The sequence below is a fragment of the Photobacterium sp. AWH4_225 genome (assembly GCF_056158405.1).
The window spans coordinates 698,264-718,038 of sequence record NZ_JBSWTF010000004.1 but is presented as its reverse complement, the minus strand read 5'-3'; the positions used below and the strand labels follow the sequence as shown (position 1 = coordinate 718,038).

The window sequence follows — 19,775 nt, the reverse complement described above, 5'->3', positions numbered from 1 at the left end:
ATTGTTTTAGGCGGGAATTCAAAGTTTTTGTATAGCGAACCGTACAACTTAAGGAAATTATTGTGATTGGCTTCATATAACTGAAACTTGGTTGTGAGGGGGATTTTGCTCGCAAAGCCAGTATTTACATGGCTTTATGGTGATTTACATTAATTTACACACTGTAATAGGTAGTTGTACGGAGGAGTCGAAACGTTTATCCTTTTTGTGTTTCTTACAAAACTTGATGCGGTGGTTTCATTTGGAACTTTGAGGATGAAACATTATTGCGATAAGAATTTAGTTTGTTATGCAATAAATATAATAAAGCCTGGGTAAGACTAAATGAGAGAATCAAGTTTTGATGATAATGCGTTTTTTAATACGGAACAGATACGCACTATAGACGGAATGATTATGAATAAAATAATACCTATATTACTTGGTTCTCTGGCTTTTACCGGATATGCCAACGCAGCGGATGACGGCAAGTTTCTTATCATGGAGGATGATGTTGATATTATCCGAAAAGCGCCTGAATATTCTTCATACAAAATGCCCAAGCGAACCTCTTTCTTTACGGGCATGGAGTATAACGAAACGGTTTCGGATTATTTTGCTAAGACGGAAAACATTAAGTACGTTGTAGCGGATGGCTCGACGCGACTTCATGAGAATTGGCGGATACGTTATGTACTCAGCCAGATCCAGAACAAATCTGGTATTGAGCAAGAAACCAGTTATAAAAAAACAAACTTCACTATCGCTCCTCGTTATGAGCAGTGGGTAAACCCTTGGTTCAGTTTTTTTGCTGAGCCTGTCTATGTGCATCAATCTGACCCTGATGCAGGTCAAACTAATACAGAAATCAAGCTTCGTCCGGGCCTGCAGTTTACTAAGGGTAAACATGGTTTAAATACTGTTTACACTTATAGTTTTGTTGATAAAGAAACCGATAACGAAAATATTACGAATAAAAAGTTCGAAACTTTTGAAATTAAAGCCAATTACATTTACCGCTACGGTTCTCGAGTGAACTTTGGCCTAGAGTTTACCCGTAATGGCTATGTTGACAATTCTGACCCTGAGTTTCGTCGTCGAGCCTTTGCGGTCAAACCATCAATGCGTATCAAGCATTGGAAAGGAATCGTGACTGAAATTAGCACGCCTTATAACTACAACGAAGGTGGCTTGAAATTAAGCGGCTCCGAAACAGTTAAGATTAACCTGAACAATAACTACCCAATCAACAAAAATATGAAACTCATTGCTAATGTTGGTTACTCCATGGTTAAGCTTCATGAAGGTGGTATCGATAAAGAAAAAGATAAGAATGGGTTGAATGCAAAACTGGGATTCAATTTATCTTTCTAATTTTAATTTAGCTATTAATTAAAGACTTCAACTTATTGTTTATTGAAGAATGATATGTTTCCTCTGTGAAGTAGGTAACAGAGGCGATTTGATTAGAGTTTTGTCTTATTCATTTAAGATAGAGCTTGTAAAGGAATGAAAATGAAACAAAAACTGTTACCAATGTTATTGGCTGCGTTTCTAGCCCCTCAAGCAATAGCGGTAGAAAATCAGAAAAGTGATGATGACATCATTCAAGATTTGTACCGTGGTGGCTATGCCTATTGGCAGCAGGCGAGAAATGACAATGGTTCCTATGAGGATAAGCTTTTCCTTAACGGTGACCGCAGTTATGTCGGTTCTATTGCCAATTCAGGGATGGGGTTGATTGCTCTCACTATTGGTCATAAAAATGGTTGGGAGCCGGAGGCTGAGAAATTAGCGTTGCAAACATTAAGGATGCTAGCAGGTAAAGATCCACACATCCGTGTTCCTCAAAATCGTTCGAATACTTTCATTCACTTTTACAACACCCAAACAGGTGATGCTGTCGGCGATGATTGGAGTCCTATTGATAGTGCAATCATGCTAAGTGGTGCATTGTTTGCTAAGAACTACTTCAGTGATAATGAAGAAATCGCCCAATTAGCTGATGAGTTGTATCGTAAAACGGATTTAACCGCCTATATTGCTAATGTCGAGGAAGGCCTAATCTTCCTCGCTCAGAACAATGACGGCACCTTCAAGGAATATGCAACCAAAACCTACAATGAGTACATGTTGGTAGCGGCGTTTGCCAAACACCAAGCTCTGGACTTTGGTTATGGTGAAGATTCAGCCCCTGTTGCTTTCTGGAACAAGTGGTATGCAACACCAGATAACTTACCTGTTGCTGAGTATAATGGCATTCCTATTCTTTCGGAAAGCAAGAAATATTTTACGTCACAATTTAATTTCTTGTTCAATAACTACCTGATCCATGAATATTCTAATTCACCGGCTTACCAGGCCGCGACGGCCAATGCGGCGAGTGTTGACCATGCATGGTGGAATGATTTGAAAGTTGATGGGCTAGAGAGTTATGAATGGGGAACTGGTGCGGGTGCTTGTCCTGATGGGTATTGTGTTGACCGTTTTCATTTTGATGCCGATCGTCAGTTCAATAAAAACCTAGTTGTCTCTCCACATATTATGGCTGGTTTCATGCCTTACTCAGAGAGTGCTCGCAGCGATCTAATTTCAACTTATCGTGATAAGTCGGTGAATGCTCGTTATGTACTGCCTGATGGCCATGAAATCCTATGGCGCTACAGTTATGACCAACCTGAATGGAAGGCTGGATGGGTTGAAGGCGTAGACTTTTCAACTTTCTTATTTGGTTTAGCAGCAATGCCAGAGAACTTAGGTATGGAGTTCTTTAACACTTACAACAATTACTTTGACAAGGAAAATAAAAGTTAAATTGTGATTGGCGTGCACCAAATGACTGGGTGATACCTATATTAATACTCTCCTCAACGTAGATAGGAAAATATCACCCATGTTATCTAAATGGACGTACTGTCAAACTGTATTGAATATAAATTAAACTAGTTTATGAGATGCTTATGAAAACTAATTTTAAAAGAGCAGCAGTACTGACATCTGTAGTAATGGCATTGTCCGGCTGCTTGGAAGATGGCTTTAATTACAACGATGGAAAAGATGGTCCCGGCCCTGTCCCTGGTGGTGAGGTTACTCAGATATACGGTGAAGGTTCTGATGGTTCTTTCATCATGCAAGCCGTCGATAAAGATGGCAGTGTTGTCGATGTTGATGGTCAAGAAAGTTCAGCTTTAAGTAATATCCAAGTAACGGGTGATTACCAATCCAAAGCAGCACTTAATGTTGCTGTGACTCAGGATGCTAAGGCGGGTATTCAATTTATCGCAAGTTCTCCAGTTGATTACTCAGAGGCAAATGCTGATAAGACTGGCCTACTGATCTTCGATGTACATATGAAAGACTTCCCAACGGGTAAAGTAACGCCAGCTACTGTTACTTTAAAGTCTGATGACGGCTCAGAAGGCAAAGTTGATATTACTAGCTCGCTCAATGCTTACTTGGGCGTAAAAAATAGTGATGAGGTTAATAGCACTCAGAGTGTCCGAATTCCTTTGCAATGCTTTGCTGATCAGGGTGTTGATTTCAGCAAAGTGACACAATCTTTCTCAATGGATATGAGTGCTAATGCTAATTTCGATATTAGCAATGTTCGTGTTCAGGCAGAGGCTGGTGGTGATAAGCCTGGCATTAACCTAGTGATCGAGTGTGATAACTCATCGAAGAGTGAAGTGCTAACCACGGCTGAGTCTGTCGTGTATGCTCGTCAGAAAAACGATCAAGGTGAATTTGTTGAGTCTGGATGGACTTACCACCAGACTTCAAATGGCGCCAAAACCTATCCTGAAGACAGTGAAAATCCAGATATTGGTTGGGCGGGGGTTGAATCTACCGCGGCTCCAGGGAAGCAGACGTACTTGAGCTTTATTTTGAATAAAGAAGACACGAAGCTTAAAGATGTTAGCCAGTACCTAGAGCATGGTACATTAGAATTTAATATCTGGATTGAGTCATATAGTGAGATGCCTCATCCTAATGATCATATTATTATGAAAATTGATACACCAACCAAGAATGAACCTGAGAGTCCTTCACCAGATTACCGCTACCCAGCATCAAAGCTATATACAATATATTGTAAGGTAGATAACTGTGAAGGTAAAAAACAGAAAATGTCAGTTTCGTTAGCTGATATGTTTAGTACGGCAGATGGTGAGATTGATATCAACGTATTGAAACACGTTAAGAAAGTGGTCTTCTTTCCTGAAAAAGTTGATGATAAATCTTATACACCAAAAGGCCTAAAATTCAGTGTCAGTGATGTGAAGTTCGTGATGAACCCTCAATAAATTACTTACCGTAAAGCTTGTAGCAATGATTCTGACTGTTGTTATCTGATTTTTTATAAATAACAGTCAGATTCTTCGACAAATTAAAAAATGTTTTTTGCCGGTACTACTTTCGCTAGGGGAAGAGCAGTAGTACCGGCTTTTTTATTTTAAGGAAAAACATAAAGGAAACTCACTGTGAAAATGAAAGCAATACCTCTAATTGTTATGGGGGCTCTTGCATCAGTCGGTAGTGTCCACGCTACTGAATCTATGCCCATAGAGGAAAATACCGATGGCCAGCAAAGGCCGAATGTGCTGTTTATTATGACCGATGATCACGCTGTGCAGGCGCTCAGCGCTTATGGTCATGAGATTGCCCAATTGGCTCCGACGCCTAATATCGACCGCATCGCGCAGCATGGCGCGATTTTTACTAGCTCTTATGTGACTAATTCGCTGTGTGGGCCAAGCCGAGGAACAATGCTGACAGGCAAGTTTGGCCATAAAAACGGCTTTAACTACAATGGCCAGAGCTTTGATGGTAATCAGTTTACTTGGCCGAGAGCTTTACATGAGGCCGGTTATAACACAGCTGTTATTGGTAAGTGGCACATTAATCGCATTCCGGAAGGGTTAGAGTTTGATCATTGGGATATTTTGAATGATCAAGGTGAGTACTATAACCCTGATTTCATCACCGAAAACGGGGTGAAGCAGGAGATGGGTTATACCACGGACTTGATCACTGACAAAACGTTGGAGTGGTTGGATAACGAGCGGGATACAAGTAAGCCATTCGCATTGATGATGCATCACAAAGCCCCGCACCGAAACTGGATGCCTCCATTGCGTTATACCCGCTTGTATGAGAATACTGAGTTTCCTGTGCCTGAAAATTACTTTGATAATTACCAAGGTCGTTTAGCGGCAAGTAAGCAGGAAATGAATATATATCGTGATGCTCAAGAAGGGCACGATTTAAAAATGACCCGTGAAGTAGGCAGCGGCCAATGGCGAAAAGATATTTGGCCACACCTGTTGGCTCGACTGACCAAAGAGCAACGCGAAGCATGGGACGCGGCGTATCAAGAGCGCAATGACTACATGAATCGCCATGAGTCGGAGTGGTCAGATAAAGAGATGGCGGTCTGGAAGTATCAACGCTATCTTCAGGATTACTTAGCCACTGTAAAAGCTGTCGATGAAAGTGTCGGTGAAGTACTCGACTACCTTGAAGAGCACGATCTTGCGTATAACACCATTGTTGTTTATACATCGGATCAGGGGTTCTTTCTTGGCGAGCATGGCTTTTTCGATAAGCGCTTTATGTATGAGGAGTCTTTCTCAACACCACTACTGGTACAATACCCAGCTAAGATAAAGCCTGGCACGGTGATAGATGAACTTGTTCAGAATATCGATTATGCGCCTACCTTGCTAGACTTCGCCGGCGTGAAAACCGATGAAGCCTTTGATGGTGTCTCTATGAAGGGATTGCTTACTGGCCAAGGCCGTGAAACATGGCGTGATAGTTTGTACTACCACTATTATGAAAACCCAGGCTTCCACAATGTAGCTCGCCACTACGGTGTACGAGATCATCGATATAAACTGATTCATTTCTACTATCCAGATGATGAATGGGAGTTTTACGATCTGGAATCCGACAAATCAGAAATGGTGAATTTGATTGATAACCCTGATTATCAAAATGAAGTCACCCGCTTGAAGGCTGAGCTGAACAAGCTTGAAAAGCAATATGACGTTCCACCGCAAGAGGAATGGGTTGATATGCAACTTATTCACGAACCAAAACCAACGTTAGAAGAGATATTCTCGAATAAGAATAAGTAAGATAATAGCGTTATCCAATAGCCCATACTTGAATTAATAATTATTTAAAAATATTATTTGTTATATTAAGTATGGGCGTTTTTTATATTACTCAAAGTAAAATGGAATCAAGATCACATCAAATAATAATAGAGTATCATACTATATATATTGAAGCGGAGATATTTACTTTTCAATAGTGAATAGACATCCATGCTATTTTATTAATATTATTTATGGACGCTATGATAAATATAATAATCCATTGGTACCTTACCAAGCATACCCGTATTGGCGATACACTTGCTTTATCATCCACTTTTATTTGGTTAGTGTTAGTTTCTCTGTATCTCTAAAAGTTATTTCTATCATGAAAATCTTAATTAAAAATTATGTTCCATTATTCAATATTTTAGTTTCCCATATGAAAATATACCCAAGTATAAATTAATATATTTGGGTATATTCGACTATTTACAATTACTTTAGTTGGTTTAACGACCTAGTAATAGGTGATATTTGTCAGTGTTTCTGGTGTAATCAATACCCCGCCGCATCGTGATTTACTCCAAATAAGCCCTTCTTGTACTTCAAAGCCACCAAAAAGATCACGGGCACTATTTGTCGCTTGGTGAATATCATCAAACTCACCAAGTTGTATATTGATACATTGACCTATGTTATCGGAGACTGCTTTTCCATTCTCATTGAGGAATATAGCAATGTAATTCATGCCGCAACCTTGATCTTGTTTGATAATGTTCTTACCACATATTTACACCATTCTGAATCAGCATGCAGTAGGTTTATCTTACGGTCGATAGCGAGTTGAGTTAAAGGATCAGCATCAATTCTGGCCATCGTTAATTCAGATACTTTTTTCGATATTTCATTATGCATGTTGATGAAATATTGCGGATCACCCAAGACGAGTCTTGAGTTAGCTTCATCTTGTTTAATTTTCACTTTAGCTTCTTGAAGATTTTGACTACTCACAACAAGTTCGCCTTCGTGGGTAATGGAGTATATTTTCTTGTCAGGCTTATTTGTTTGATTCACTTCTTCACAAGTGAGAAAACCTTTGTTTTTGAGTTTCAACAAAGTTCTATATATTTGTTGATGTGATGTTTTCCAAGGTGATTTATTTATTTTCTTTGTCAGTTCATAGCCAGTAGATGCATTTTCCAATAAATTGGCTAAAACGACGACTTCAAGATTGCCTATCATGATATCTCTTCTAAATTGTTGGTTGGTTCGATTTGTAATTATGATTATGTGGTTGGTATGTCTAGCCGTAACTTAATATATGTACTCAGATTTTGGGTATTACTTTGCTGTATAAGCAGAACACTGTAAGATCATTGATTTCTTAATGAAGAACAGTTCGCAGCCTCCGAAGGGGATACTGCGAACATAGTCCAACTGGCTCAGTATCTTCCTCGCCAGCCATTGGTATATTTCAATCGGTTTTTATCCCACCCCCATAACTGCGGCATATTGTCGCTGCTCCAAGCGTCAAATTGAGCTTTTAGCCTAGCAACTTGCTCTGGGTTGGTATCCGCGACGTTTTTACTTTCACTGATATCATCGCTGATATGGAACAATTCATAGGGTGCATTTTTATCTGCAAGGTTGGGCATGACCAACTTCCAGTTCTCATCGCGAATAGCCGCTTGATTAGGCATATGCCAGTAGAGGAAACGGTTATCGAGGTGCTCTGTTTCACCTGTTAGCACTGGCAATAAATTCACACCGTCAAGCTGCATCTCCTTTGAGGTTTGTACTCCAGCGGCAGCCAAGGCGGTAGGCAGAATATCTAAAGAGATAATAGGATCGCTGATGGTGCGGCCTGCGGGAATGGTGCCTTTCCAAGTCACGCTGAACGGGATTCTGATCCCACCATCCCAAACTTGTCCTTTTTCACTTCTAAGCGGATGGTTGTAGGACTCGTTGCCATGCTTGCCGAGGAATTTGCCACCATTGTCAGAGAGGAAAATGATCAGTGTCTCTTCCATTAATTGGTGCTCTTCCAGCTTAGCGATGATCCGGCCGACGTTATGATCCATGTTGTAGTTCATTGCTACGGCAAGTCTTCGTTTTGGGTTCTCGATATGGCTAAAGCGTTGTAAGTCTTCATCTAATGCTTGTTGTGGGCCATGAATAGCATTGAATGGTACGTACAGGAAGAAAGGTTGATCCTTATTGGTTTCAATAAAGTTGACAGCTTCATCACCAAACTTATCGGTAAGGTACTGATCAAAGGGAGGAACTAGTTGATCATTATGATAGATTGAAGAAAAAGGCGCATTCTTGCTGTTCTCTTCATTGCGGGCCCCGACAAAGTAATCGGCTGCCCCATTATTGAAGCCAAAAAACTCTTCGAAACCACGGTTGTGCGGCCAGAATTGCTTGGCATCACCGTCATGCCATTTCCCAATTATGGCTGTCTTGTAGCCAGCATCTTGGAAATAATGGCCAATGGTTGGAATATTGGCAGGGACTCCCTGCTCAATGCCTTTTTCTAAAATATATGGGCCGACATTATCATGTGCACCGAAGCGTTGCTGATAGCGTCCTGTTAGCATTCCTGCCCGCGAAGGGCCGCATACCGGAGCGGTAACATAACCTGCTTCGAAGATAACGCCATCTTCGGCTAATCTGTCGAGGTTCGGTGTTTTGACATCTTTGCTTTGGTTTTGGAATCCGGTATCTGCATACCCCAAGTCGTCAGCAAAGATAAGAAGGACATTGGGTTTCTTCGCTGCAGTATTTTCAGTCTGGTTCGTTGCGACACAAGGCAGGGACATCATGGCAAGCGATGCTGCAACTGGCCAAATGGGGGAGAATTTCCGTTTAATGAGTTTGGATGACATCATCTTCCTATCCTTGTGTATGTGCCGTTAACCTCATGAACGTCGCGTATGTAGCGTAACGTTTCTACTGTTTTTATGGCGTATTTCAATTGTTTTTCAATGAAATTAAAGCTGCCAAGACTTAGTTTCAAAGATTTAAGTCTATAAGGTGTAATTTGCTATGAACTGTACAGCACAATTTTACCCCTATCAATTGAAACGTTTCAATTTGTGATCTTTTTCAAAACATACGTGCTAGATGCCACATATCAGCTGTCTGACGCCTAGGACAGTATGGCGTGCAAGATTTTTGATTGATGGAGCATCAAAACCTGATGCATTGCGAGTGTTTTATTGCTAAGTTGATATACTGTTGTCTGATGATACGTAAGGCGATTCTGGTAACTTTCGACTTTGTAAGCGTATGTGCTATTTCCGTTTAATCTGTTGTTTTACCTTGAGATCCTTTCACTTATAAGTTGGCCTTCTTCAAATAGAAAGCGAAGCTCATAAGTCGAGCCATTGATGGTTTGCATAAATATTTTTTCATAATTAATTCAATCAATATTTCACTTTTTTATTATTTAACTTGTACAGGTCATTTTGCGACACTTAATATTTGATTGTTAAAGTTGCAACCCGGCTAACAAATATTGTGCTTGTCGCTAGATCATATTTGAGCAATCAGTAGTATTCCCCACGTCGATAAACTTGCCTTTGAATATAAGTTGTATGGCTATCAATATTATTAAACGATGTGTAGTGATGGGTATCGCTTCTGCGCTGTTAACTGGTTGCGTAGGTAGTAATGTGGCTACCACTAAGTTAATGGAATATAACGTAAAAGCTGTAGATAACCGATATGCCCGTGGCGGCCTCAATATGGCGATGTCACCATTGTATGCGGTAACTGTAGGGGCGGATTACTTGGTATTGAACTCATTGGAGTTTTGGACAGGTGAAAATCCAATTAGCGGTCAGCCTCATATCTTTGATACTCAAACGGATACGTGGTTGGATGTCAATAGCAGTATTGATGAGTCGCTACATTCTGCTCCTATAAAATTAAGCACGTCTGAATAAAATCGATATCTGCAATAATTTTCTGATTAAACTTTAAAGATAATCAGGTTATTTATGAGGGTTGATTTCGATTCTTTGGAAAATAATAATAGTACTCTTAGGTCCTTTTGCCCTTACATATTATGTAAGGGATTTTTTTATTTAATCTTCTAGTTCTTTCACAAAGTTGCGAATGAAACCAGCAACATTGTACTTTTCTATCCGATTACTGAACCAGACTGCCACGGTATTTTTATTGGGGGTAATATAAATGCCTTGGCCGCGCATCCCGCCTTTGAACATATCACCATCTGCCCATATGGCATCAAACTGGTAGCTTCCCCCGAGTGGTTCATCAGCAGTCATCGCAATGAATTGCTCTGAGGCAGGGCTCATTGTATACACGCCGGGTGTTACTGATTGCTGGATGGTTCGAATAACCTCTGGTGAAACTATCCGTTCATTGGAAGTCGCTTGCCATGCATCGGTGTAAAGCATGGCATACCGGGCCATATCTTCAGTATTGGATGTCATCAAGCCATGGATTACTTCATGGCCGTCGGGTGTCAAGGTGATATACCCATTAGCGGACATACCGGCCTTCGACCAGATCCTTTCATTGATCACCTGGTACAAAGGTTTACCTTCGATTTTGGCAATCAATAGACCAAGGATTTGGGTATTGGCCGAGCTGTACTCAAATGCTTTGGCGGCTTGGCTCTTGCGTGGAATATCTAGCAAAGTCTGGTAGTAATCACCTTTGGCTTCGATTTCAGCAAAAAAGAGTTTGGTGATGTGGGATGCTGGGTTAGCTCTGGCTGTATCGTTTTCTTCCGCATCCATCCCAGATTGCATATTCAAGATATCTAGAATTCGGGTTTGTCCCCAGCTTGTATTGCTAAGTTCCGGCATATAGGCTGATAAGGATTGTAAAACATCGAGTTTGCCTTCTTCCTCAAGTAACGCCATCAACAATCCAACAACAGATTTAGCATTGCTCATCCAGACATGTTGACTGCTGTAGGGCATATTGAAGTGTTCAAAGATGACCTTGCCGTTTTGGATGATCATCATCGAGTTAACAGACGGGTTACTGCCTGTTAGCAGCGAGCCCAAGTTTTGGTTATTGAAACTGGCTTGGTGAACATTTTCTAGCGGTATCAGGTTTCTCTGTAAAGGCTTCGATTGAGAATCTTTTTCCAGTGTGGCAAAGGGCAGTACCTTGTCTAAGTTTTGCCAGTACCATGAGGCTTGTTCGCTCGGGTACATAAAGGTCTGTAGGGAGAAATCTGCGATATATTCTTGTTCGGTCTCAGTGGAGATGTCCGCTGTGGCAGCCGTGCTGGCTATGGCCAGGGCAATGATACTATGTTTTATCATTTCAACCTCGCGAGTGTTATTGAAAACAGCAATATAGCGAGGTGGGAGCAGAATTAACCTATCACATTACGACATCTTGAGCGCAAAAGAGCTTGAAGCTAGGAGACTAGTGACAAGCTTTTTAGGTACTGAGTCGGGGTCTGATTGAGGTGCTTCTTCATTGCCCGCGAGAAGTTGGACGGATCTGAATAATTGAGTTTTTCTGCCACCTCCTGAACACTGTACCCTTGTTGGAGCAACAGCATCGATTTTTCTATCTTCTTCTGGTTGAAGTAGTCCCGGAATGACGTGTCATGCTGGATGAATAATCGTTGCAGTGTTCGTTCCGAAACCCCAAACAGGTGGGCAACGAAATCAATGCCAAAGTGCTCCTCTTGCCAGAAAGTATCAACCACACCTTTTACCCTTGCCATTGAGCACCCGAGCCTTTGGTCGGGATGGCGTTTAAAGGGTTGCAAGTCAGCCACATTCAAGCTGACCGGTATGTAGCTGCATTCCGCGCCATAAAACACTTTTTTTTCTGCAGTTTGACCAACAATCTTAGCTTTAGGAACGCTTTGGTGGTCGAAGGCCAGATAGCTAGGCTGCCAGGATGCACCCAACTGATCCTTCAATAGTTTGATGATCAGGAAGGTCGTGAACTCATTGGCATGTTCATAGCTTTTGTCGGTCGCCTTGAGCGAGCTCTGGTGGCATATTTTTAGCTCACCATTGAGGTATTCAAACCACAACTTGAAGTGAGACCCCTGCAGGTGCTGGAATGAGATCAAGCTATCAAGGAAATCAGTCAACCCTTCGCTGCTGGCTAGTTGCTGCTGGAAGTCTGGGTGAAGGGCTTGGTTGTTTACATACTGTGCAGCATAAAAGCCAATATCAGTATGCCCCGTTGTTTTAGAGGCCGAATCGACAATCAGGCTGACGACATGTGAAGGCAGGTACAATGTTGGTGTTGTCAGCGTCTTCTTATCAATGCGCAAGCGCTTTAGCAGCGGTGATGGATCGCGGCCATTTTCATCGAGAAACTGGAGAAAAGGTACACTAAGCGCTGCTCGGCAAACGGGTAGAGAACTCATGATCCATTTTGGTGGTGAATGATGCTGGCACTGTATGCTAACTCACCTTGAAGATAACTGAATGGTGCATGGTTATTCACGACTCGGTTATTTTACGAATGAACTGAGAGTATTCGTTCTGTGAGATGAAAATATTTTTAGTTTTTTTCGTCTTTTCCTGATGGTGCCCGTCTTACGGGTATACAAACTATCAAAGAGAGTTCGAGATGCTTAAAGTTGTTAGCTTCAAAATCTGCCCATTTGTCCAGCGCGTGACTTCAGCCTTGGCGGCCCGCAAGATTCCTTATGAGATTGAATACATTAGCCTCAAGGACAAGCCACAGTGGTTTTTGGATATCTCCCCGAATGGCCAAGTCCCTTTGCTCATTACTGAATCGGGTACGGCTCTGTTCGAGTCTGATGCCATCATTGAATACATTGAGGATCAGTATGGCCCGCTAGAGACAGGGGTGACTCACGAACAACGCGCACTTGATAGAGCTTGGAGTTACCTCGGGGCCAAGAATTACATGGCTCAGTGTGGAACCATGAGTAGCAAAGACAAGGCAACCTTTGAGCAGCGTAATGAAAAGTTTGTTACCGCCTTTGCCAAGGTAGAAAAACAATTGTCGGGTCAATCGCGCTTCTTTAAAGCGGATAGCATCGGCAATGTTGATATCGCTTGGCTGCCATTGCTGCATCGAGCCCACATCATCAAGCAGCATACAGGCTATGATTTCTTGTGTGGCTTACCGAAAACGCAGGCATGGCAAACGGCGGTTATGGCATCTGGATTGGTTGAGCAAACTGTCGCTGAGGACTTCGAGCAGCACTTCACCAATTTTTATCTATCAGATACTTATTTGTCAGATAATCATCACAAGACAGGCAATGAGCTGCAAAACAGCACAACATGTGCCACAAGCAGTTGTTGCGGCTAACGTTTAGTCATATCTTAATTTACTATTCAGAAAGGTTATGGGGATGCCCATAACCTTTTCACGTTGGAGGTTAGTAGCCTTGGAGAGTCGCTGTGCTGGAGAAAGAGATGCCTGAGAGTGTGTTGCCGGAAGGTACGATTCGTATTGAGGATGTGTGGCTGCAATACCAGACAAGCCTGAAGCGATTTTTACAATCGAATGTATCCTGTCCGGATGATGTGGATGATCTGCTGCAGGACATTCTGATCAAGACTTACCAGCAGATCAGTACGGTAAAAGACAGGAACAAGTTGAAGTCTTGGCTGTTTCAATTAGCCAATAACACCATTATCGACTTTTACCGTAAGCGGGCACGAGGGAAAGGTGTTACCGAAGATGAGCTTTGGTATACCGAGGGTGGCGAGAGTATCCACCGTCAGCTTTCCCACTGTATTCTGCCGTTTATCCAAGCTTTGCCGGAAGAGGACGCGCAGCTGCTGAGCGCGATTGAAATCAATGGCACTTCGCAGAAAGATTATGCCGAACAGCATGGAATGAAGTACTCGACACTGAAATCACGTGTCCAAAAGAGCCGGGAAAAACTTAACCGTCTGTTTAGTGAATGCTGTGAGATGAAGGTCGATAGCCATGGTAATATTATCGACTTCGAACAAAGGAAGAAGTGTAGGAATAAATGCTAGAACCTAGAACCTAGAACCTAGAACCTAGAACCTAGAACCTAGAACCTAGAATCTGGGGAGAGCGGATCCTGGTTCCTAGGTCCTGGGAAAAGAATAAGAGCTAAAGAACTTATAAAAGCTGTAAGTATTTGGGATTTGCATGCAGAACCTAGAATCTGGGAAGAGCGGATCCTGGAAAAAGAATAAGAGCTAAAGAGCTTAGTTCCTAGGAAGAGTGAAAATCAAGAGCCTGATATGAAATGCTTTTACATAAGTTGCAGAACCCAGAACCCAGAACCCAGAACCCACAAACTAGGAACTAGTATCCAGGATCTAAAAACCTGCTTTTAATTATGAATATCCCATCAAATATCATTGAGAAAGTCATTCAGTCCATCGGCGCTAACAAAGTCGCGAATGTTGAGCATATCCAAAACCTGTGGGGCGGTTATGGCGAGTTGGTGCGGTTACACCTTGAAGGTGGTCGCTGCACCTCTGTAATTGTGAAATACATTCTGTTGCCTCAGCCAAAGGATCACCCAAGAGGCTGGAATACCTCACGTTCACACCAGCGCAAACTGGATTCTTATCAGGTTGAAGTGAATTGGTATCAAGATAACGCCAACGACTGTCATGCCGCAGTACCCAAGTGCCTGCTGATGGAACAACAAGAGAATGAAATTTTGTTGGTGCTGGAGGATTTGAACACGCTGGGATATTGCGAGGTACATAAGCGTGTTGAGCAGCCTAGTATGTTGGCTTGCCTACGCTGGTTGGCTCAGTTTCATGCTCAATATCTGGTTCAAGACAAAGCCATTGAAACCAAAGGACTGTGGCAAACTGGAACATATTGGCATTTGGCTACCCGACCGGATGAGTTGGACGTGCTTGAAGACCAAGCACTCAAAGCCGCAGCCATTCAGTTAGATACCATACTTTCGCAATGCAAGTATCAGACGTTAGTGCACGGTGATGCCAAATTGGCTAACTTCTGTTTTACCCCTGAGGGTACAGCTGTCGCCGCGGTTGATTTCCAATATGTGGGCGGGGGCTGTGGTATGAAGGATGTCAGCCTTTTCCTCAGCAGTGTGCTGGACTTCAGTGAAAGCGTGGAGAGAAATCAGCGTAAAGTAGAAGGGTACCTTGATGAGTACTTTGTGGCGCTGAAACAGGCTTTGTCTGATTATCACTCGGAGATAGATAGTGACGATGTCGAGCGGGTATGGCGGCCTTTGTATTGCGTGGCTTGGGCGGATTTCCAACGGTTTATTAAAGGTTGGAGTCCAGGGCACTGGAAGATCAATAGCTATACAGAGTCGTTAGTTGAACAGGCTTATATTAATCTGAGGCATAGCGAGTTATAGCAACTCAATATGGGAACGTTTACAGTCATATGGCTTATGTGACTCATTAGTTATATTAATATTACTATTTACTTTATCCGAGGGTTGGTTACAGAATATTACCCGCTGAATGATTTGGTTTCCAAATAGATGCTTTATATAAGCATAAGTACGCTAAAAATGTGATATCCCTCGATAAAGATATTTTGAAATTGAATAACCTCACCTTTGCAGTAGTAAATTTCGTTTTGCAGTGAGGTTGCAGTGGTAAAAGACGGTCAGATTAAGCTAAATGGTAATAAATTAAAGCAGTTAAGGCGGGAGCATGGACTCAGCCAGGAAGCATTGGTAGAAGCCACTGCTGAGAAAAAACGCCGAGTTTCTATTGCCACCATAAAGCGAGCTGAAGCTGAAAAGCCGGTAACATACCGTACATTGAAGAATCTAGCCTCGTTTTTTGGGCTAGAAGCCAATGAGTTACAAGCGATAACAGTAGCAAAAGAAAAGCCTGTAGTTGAAAAAGATTCAATTAATGAGCGGCATATTGTTTGTACTGTAAAAATGGCGAATTCTGAGCAGGAAGAGGCCTTTCTCCGTAAAATTAACCGATGCCAACCAACATTTGTTGAAAAGCACAGAAATATGATCTTTGTAGGGATTAACTATCAACACTATGTTTCAGATAAAGGATTGCCAGTCAAGTCACTTACTATATTTAACAGGTTGTTTGAATGCCAAAAAGAACATTCTAGTTTTCTCTCACCTGTATTCTCAGTTGTACAATTTCTTCGCATCAGTAAAAAAAAGCCTTATATCAATAATGAAGTAATAACTTGCACAATACATCTGATGAATTTAATAACAGCAAATAATATGTTTGTAGATGAGAAAGTTAAGTCATTGTTCGAGCTTGAGTTTGACTATGAAAAACTGGAGTTGTCGCATCCAAATTCATTGTGGTTAGTAAAAAATAATAAAATTTTGAGAAATATTGATACCCCAATCCTTGGTAGAGAAAAAGAATTACTTGAGATTAAAAGTAAAATTAATGATATTGATAATCGAAGTAATTCCTTCCGTTCTCTGGTTTGTGCTGGCAATGGCCTAGGTAAGACAAGGATGTTGATAGAGCTTGCTATCCATTGTGAAAATATTGAAGTACCATATTTATTGATTGATTTTTCAAATGGCGAACATTGCTTTGAGTCCATAGTAGAGTTAATTAAAAATTCAAGTTATAACCTAAAGAAAAGGCTGGTTTTACTACTGGATAATTTTGATTTCTCAGATACAAAAATTCAACACTGGTTGATGCTACTATCCGATGGAAATCATGGCGAATCTATCAGTTTAATTGCAGCGATAAATCCTAAGTCTTTGGATGTTACATTGAATAAATTCACATTTGATTGTGTTTTTAACTTGCCTTACGTACGATCTTATGAGTGTGCCGAACAGCATAAATGGTATCCACAATTTAGCAAGGATGAACTGACTACTATTCAGCAGTTATCTCAAGGTAATCCACTATATCTCAATTTATTACTAAAAAGTTATACGGGAACTGGTTATCCGGATACTTTATTATATGTTGTTGAGCAAAAATTAGATTCTCTTGATTTGGATGATTTAAAACTAGTTCAATTATCAGCAGCCGCAAGTGTTCCTATTCAAAAGCAACAGGCTTGTGATATGTTAGGTTATATTCCTAACTTTGAATATCTTAACGAAGTTAATATTATAAAGGTTATTAAAGATAACAAGTTTGAATTGATTGATAAAACGTTTGGACTGATTACCTTACAACTTATGGATGAGAAAGAAAAGAAAGACCTTCATTTGAATATTGCTAGATTTTTTGAAATGAGTAGCTTCTCACCGTCTTTTGAAGAAGCTCAGTTTATTTGTCAGCAATATAAGAATTCTAACGATAAACTTAGTGTTGCTTTATATCTGAAGTATTTGGCATTTCTCGAAGTTAAAAATAATAGGTGCGAGATGTCAGAAATATACCTTAATCAAGCTCGTGATTACTTGTTGGAAATGAGGAAAGATTCTTCTTTTAACAATAATGAAGAAATAGATAGTCAAATTGTAGATCTGGATGTCGAAATGATTTTCTTTTTAGCATCGATACATAATTCAAAAAAGGGATTTATGTCTCCCGTCATGGAAGACTTGTATCAAGAAATAGTGGATTATTACAAAGGTTCCACTGACACTGGGAAAATAATCAAATCACTATGTGGCGAGTGGATGTTGGCCATGTTTGATATGCGTGTACAAGAAGCAAGTAGGATAGCTTATTCAGCGTTGGATTTATCTAAAAAATACAAAGATGATCAGTTGACTATGCTTAGTTTAAGCTTGTTGAGTAATACATCCTTTTACCTTGGTAACTATGAAAAATGTTATCAACAGGCTGCTGAAGCTCAAAGTTACTTTAATGATGGTTTTATTGATGATGGTATTATTATTCAAGGTCAAGATCCAAGATTAATTTCACTTTATTATTCGTTATTGTCTAGTGGATTACAGCAATTACCTGAACAAGCGGAGATATTATCTTCGGTTATAACAATTGCTGATACATCGAGTCACTCTTCTAGCAAGGCTGCTGCTTTACATGTTTGCACATGGTATTTTTGGCAACAGAGAGACAGTAAGTCAACATTGATCTATGCGAGTAAACTTAGGCAGTTAGCTGAAGAGGAGTCATTTCCATTTTATATAGGAATCGCGCACGTTTTTGAAGGGTGGGCAAGGTATGTACAACAACCTTGTGACCAGCACATAGAGCAGATAGTTATAGGGTATAAAAGGTGGTTATTGAGTAGTTTAGCCCATATAACTTATTCGGTCTACTCAATAGTTATCGCTGAAGTATTACTGCTTGATAATCATCCTGAATTGGCGTTAGACATTGTTAATGAAGCTATAAATATCACTACAAATAGTTCTATTGAATGTTATTTACCTGAATTATATTCATTAAAGGCTTTGTGTGGTGATAATACAAAAGATTGGTTAACAGATGCGATTAATCACAAAGCCTGTGCACCGCTTCTAAAACAGAGGATTATGTTAAGTCACGGCTTAACCTGTAACTAGCTTTACATTAATCTATTATTAAGACAGCAAGTATTTATAATATTAACTTGCTGTTTTGCGACACAATTTGAAAGTAGTCCTCCAAGGTAATAGTTGATTGACAGCTTGGTGTTTGGCGTTAAATGTTCGATAAATATATTTATGCGTGATGACTTTGAACTGTTTTTAATACTCTCAGATGCCAGTAATATCGGTTTGCCTGTCAAATCATAGATGCTGATTTTATCATTAGGTATTATATCATGCTCTCTTGGTAAAGCTTTGTAACTAATATTAAATAAAAAACCTCTATCTGTTTTATCTATATGATTAAGATTTAGCATACAGAACTGCTTAATTATCGTTGTATGACCATTTTTTAGTAACAGAGAACATGGGTAACGATACTTATTGTTGATAAATGATAAAGTGATCATGTGGCGCTTATTGGACATGTCACGGTTGCAGTCAAGTTTAGTAATCTTTTTATGCACAGAATCATTGGAACCGTTTAACGGCGCCTCGTACAGTGACACGAGTGCCTGGTCGCTTTTGAACCTTGGTGTTGGGAAAACGGAAATTAGCATCTCCGGACGATATACATTGCTTGATAGTTTATGATTACATACCTGATAATCAACAGTTAGTTCATTTGGGGTTATGTCACTGCCAATGACATTATTTATTGTGGTATATTCATTACTAATCACAGAGTACTTCATCTCAAACACCTAAACTTTTATATGATATTTTACATTTATACCTATTTATATTAAACATCAAGTATTATCTCGGGATCACATTAAATGTTTGATTGTGTTTCTATCGAAATGATTTTAGGCTGTATTTCTAAATGTTAACTATTTCGGGTAGTAGATACGAAGAAGATTCTTTTTTATTTTTCGCCTTAGTATATGTTAGGTTATTGTACAATAAACTGGGTGTTAAATAAGATGGTTGATTTGGTAAGTAAGCTTAAACATTTCATATCTTATTTTAGTAATAGCGTTGAAATGATGATTAACATTCTACTATCTGTTAGTTTGTGGGTTATATTAGGCAGCTTTATGTATCTGACCGCATTTAATCTTCCTTCTCTGTATGAGAGGGTGGTTCAGCACGCAGCACCGAATACTGTATATGGTGAACTGTTTTGTGAGATTGATGACACCTTTGATAACTCATGGTCGGGTCTTGTTGATCTGGGTGAGTTAGTAGATTCATTTTGTTGTGAGCAACAAGCAGATAAAAGAAAATATGAGCTCTAAAACGGCAATTAATCACCTTAATTACCGGAA

General features: G+C 40.3%; 16 protein-coding genes. 10 read left to right on the top strand and 6 right to left on the bottom strand.

Going from position 1 to position 19,775, the window contains the following annotated elements:
* Positions 1-324 precede the first annotated feature (324 nt).
* The 4 genes from ACXAD4_RS20615 to ACXAD4_RS20600 all read left to right on the top strand — a co-directional run bounded on the left by ACXAD4_RS20615 (position 325) and on the right by ACXAD4_RS20600 (position 6,119).
* Positions 325-1,353 (top strand): hypothetical protein, encoded by a 1,029-nt coding sequence (locus ACXAD4_RS20615; protein ID WP_475243797.1) that lies wholly within the window; start codon positions 325-327, stop codon positions 1,351-1,353.
* Positions 1,354-1,494: 141 nt separating this feature from the next.
* Positions 1,495-2,793, top strand: a complete 1,299-nt coding sequence (locus tag ACXAD4_RS20610) for a hypothetical protein (protein WP_475243796.1) — start codon at positions 1,495-1,497, stop codon at positions 2,791-2,793.
* Between the two features lie 146 nt (positions 2,794-2,939).
* On the top strand, positions 2,940-4,283 hold the full coding sequence (locus ACXAD4_RS20605; RefSeq protein WP_475243795.1) for a putative glycoside hydrolase: 1,344 nt from the start codon (positions 2,940-2,942) through the stop codon (positions 4,281-4,283).
* A 183-nt stretch (positions 4,284-4,466) separates the two neighbouring features.
* Positions 4,467-6,119: a sulfatase family protein gene (locus ACXAD4_RS20600; RefSeq protein ID WP_475245603.1), complete on the top strand. Its 1,653-nt coding sequence runs from the start codon at positions 4,467-4,469 to the stop codon at positions 6,117-6,119.
* A gap of 481 nt (positions 6,120-6,600) precedes the next feature.
* Here the strand turns inward: ACXAD4_RS20600 and ACXAD4_RS20595 are convergent, their stop codons facing one another.
* From ACXAD4_RS20595 to ACXAD4_RS20585, 3 genes are all read right to left on the bottom strand, one after another.
* The gene (locus ACXAD4_RS20595; protein WP_475243794.1) at positions 6,601-6,831 is read right to left on the bottom strand and encodes a hypothetical protein; all 231 of its coding nucleotides are present in this window, start codon (positions 6,829-6,831) and stop codon (positions 6,601-6,603) included.
* Positions 6,828-7,325 carry a PadR family transcriptional regulator gene (locus ACXAD4_RS20590; protein ID WP_475243793.1) on the bottom strand — a complete coding sequence of 166 codons (498 nt, stop codon included), beginning with the start codon at positions 7,323-7,325 and terminating at the stop codon, positions 6,828-6,830. Before ACXAD4_RS20590 ends, ACXAD4_RS20595 begins: the two co-directional genes overlap by 4 nt.
* 200 nt (positions 7,326-7,525) lie before the next feature.
* Positions 7,526-8,974 carry a sulfatase gene (locus ACXAD4_RS20585; RefSeq protein WP_475243791.1) on the bottom strand — a complete coding sequence of 483 codons (1,449 nt, stop codon included), beginning with the start codon at positions 8,972-8,974 and terminating at the stop codon, positions 7,526-7,528.
* Positions 8,975-9,682: 708 nt separating this feature from the next.
* Here ACXAD4_RS20585 and ACXAD4_RS20580 point away from each other — a divergent pair.
* Positions 9,683-10,033, top strand: coding sequence for a DUF3332 family protein (locus ACXAD4_RS20580; RefSeq protein ID WP_475243790.1), 351 nt, complete (start codon positions 9,683-9,685; stop codon positions 10,031-10,033).
* A 141-nt stretch (positions 10,034-10,174) separates the two neighbouring features.
* On the opposite strand, the gene ACXAD4_RS20575 is transcribed toward ACXAD4_RS20580, so the two are convergent.
* Positions 10,175-11,392 (bottom strand): serine hydrolase domain-containing protein, encoded by a 1,218-nt coding sequence (locus ACXAD4_RS20575; protein WP_475243788.1) that lies wholly within the window; start codon positions 11,390-11,392, stop codon positions 10,175-10,177.
* 98 nt (positions 11,393-11,490) lie between these two features.
* Positions 11,491-12,465, bottom strand: coding sequence for a helix-turn-helix domain-containing protein (locus tag ACXAD4_RS20570; RefSeq protein WP_475243787.1), 975 nt, complete (start codon positions 12,463-12,465; stop codon positions 11,491-11,493).
* Between the two features lie 206 nt (positions 12,466-12,671).
* Between ACXAD4_RS20570 and ACXAD4_RS20565 the strand changes: the two genes are divergently transcribed.
* The 4 genes from ACXAD4_RS20565 to ACXAD4_RS20550 all read left to right on the top strand — a co-directional run bounded on the left by ACXAD4_RS20565 (position 12,672) and on the right by ACXAD4_RS20550 (position 18,498).
* Complete coding sequence (locus tag ACXAD4_RS20565; protein WP_475243785.1) at positions 12,672-13,385, top strand: glutathione S-transferase family protein; 714 nt, start codon at positions 12,672-12,674, stop codon at positions 13,383-13,385.
* Between the two features lie 137 nt (positions 13,386-13,522).
* Positions 13,523-14,065, top strand: a complete 543-nt coding sequence (sigZ, locus tag ACXAD4_RS20560; RefSeq protein ID WP_475245601.1) for an RNA polymerase sigma factor SigZ — start codon at positions 13,523-13,525, stop codon at positions 14,063-14,065.
* 332 nt (positions 14,066-14,397) lie between these two features.
* Positions 14,398-15,408: a phosphotransferase gene (locus ACXAD4_RS20555; protein ID WP_475243783.1), complete on the top strand. Its 1,011-nt coding sequence runs from the start codon at positions 14,398-14,400 to the stop codon at positions 15,406-15,408.
* Positions 15,409-15,651: 243 nt separating this feature from the next.
* On the top strand, positions 15,652-18,498 hold the full coding sequence (locus ACXAD4_RS20550; RefSeq protein WP_475243782.1) for a helix-turn-helix domain-containing protein: 2,847 nt from the start codon (positions 15,652-15,654) through the stop codon (positions 18,496-18,498).
* A 2-nt stretch (positions 18,499-18,500) separates the two neighbouring features.
* Here ACXAD4_RS20550 and ACXAD4_RS20545 read toward each other — a convergent pair whose 3' ends face one another.
* A complete protein-coding gene (locus ACXAD4_RS20545) occupies positions 18,501-18,821 on the bottom strand; it encodes a hypothetical protein (protein WP_475243781.1) in 321 nt (106 codons plus the stop codon).
* A 609-nt stretch (positions 18,822-19,430) separates the two neighbouring features.
* On the opposite strand from ACXAD4_RS20545, the gene ACXAD4_RS20540 reads away from it, so the two are divergent.
* The gene (locus ACXAD4_RS20540; protein WP_475243780.1) at positions 19,431-19,745 is read left to right on the top strand and encodes a hypothetical protein; all 315 of its coding nucleotides are present in this window, start codon (positions 19,431-19,433) and stop codon (positions 19,743-19,745) included.
* Positions 19,746-19,775 lie beyond the last annotated feature (30 nt).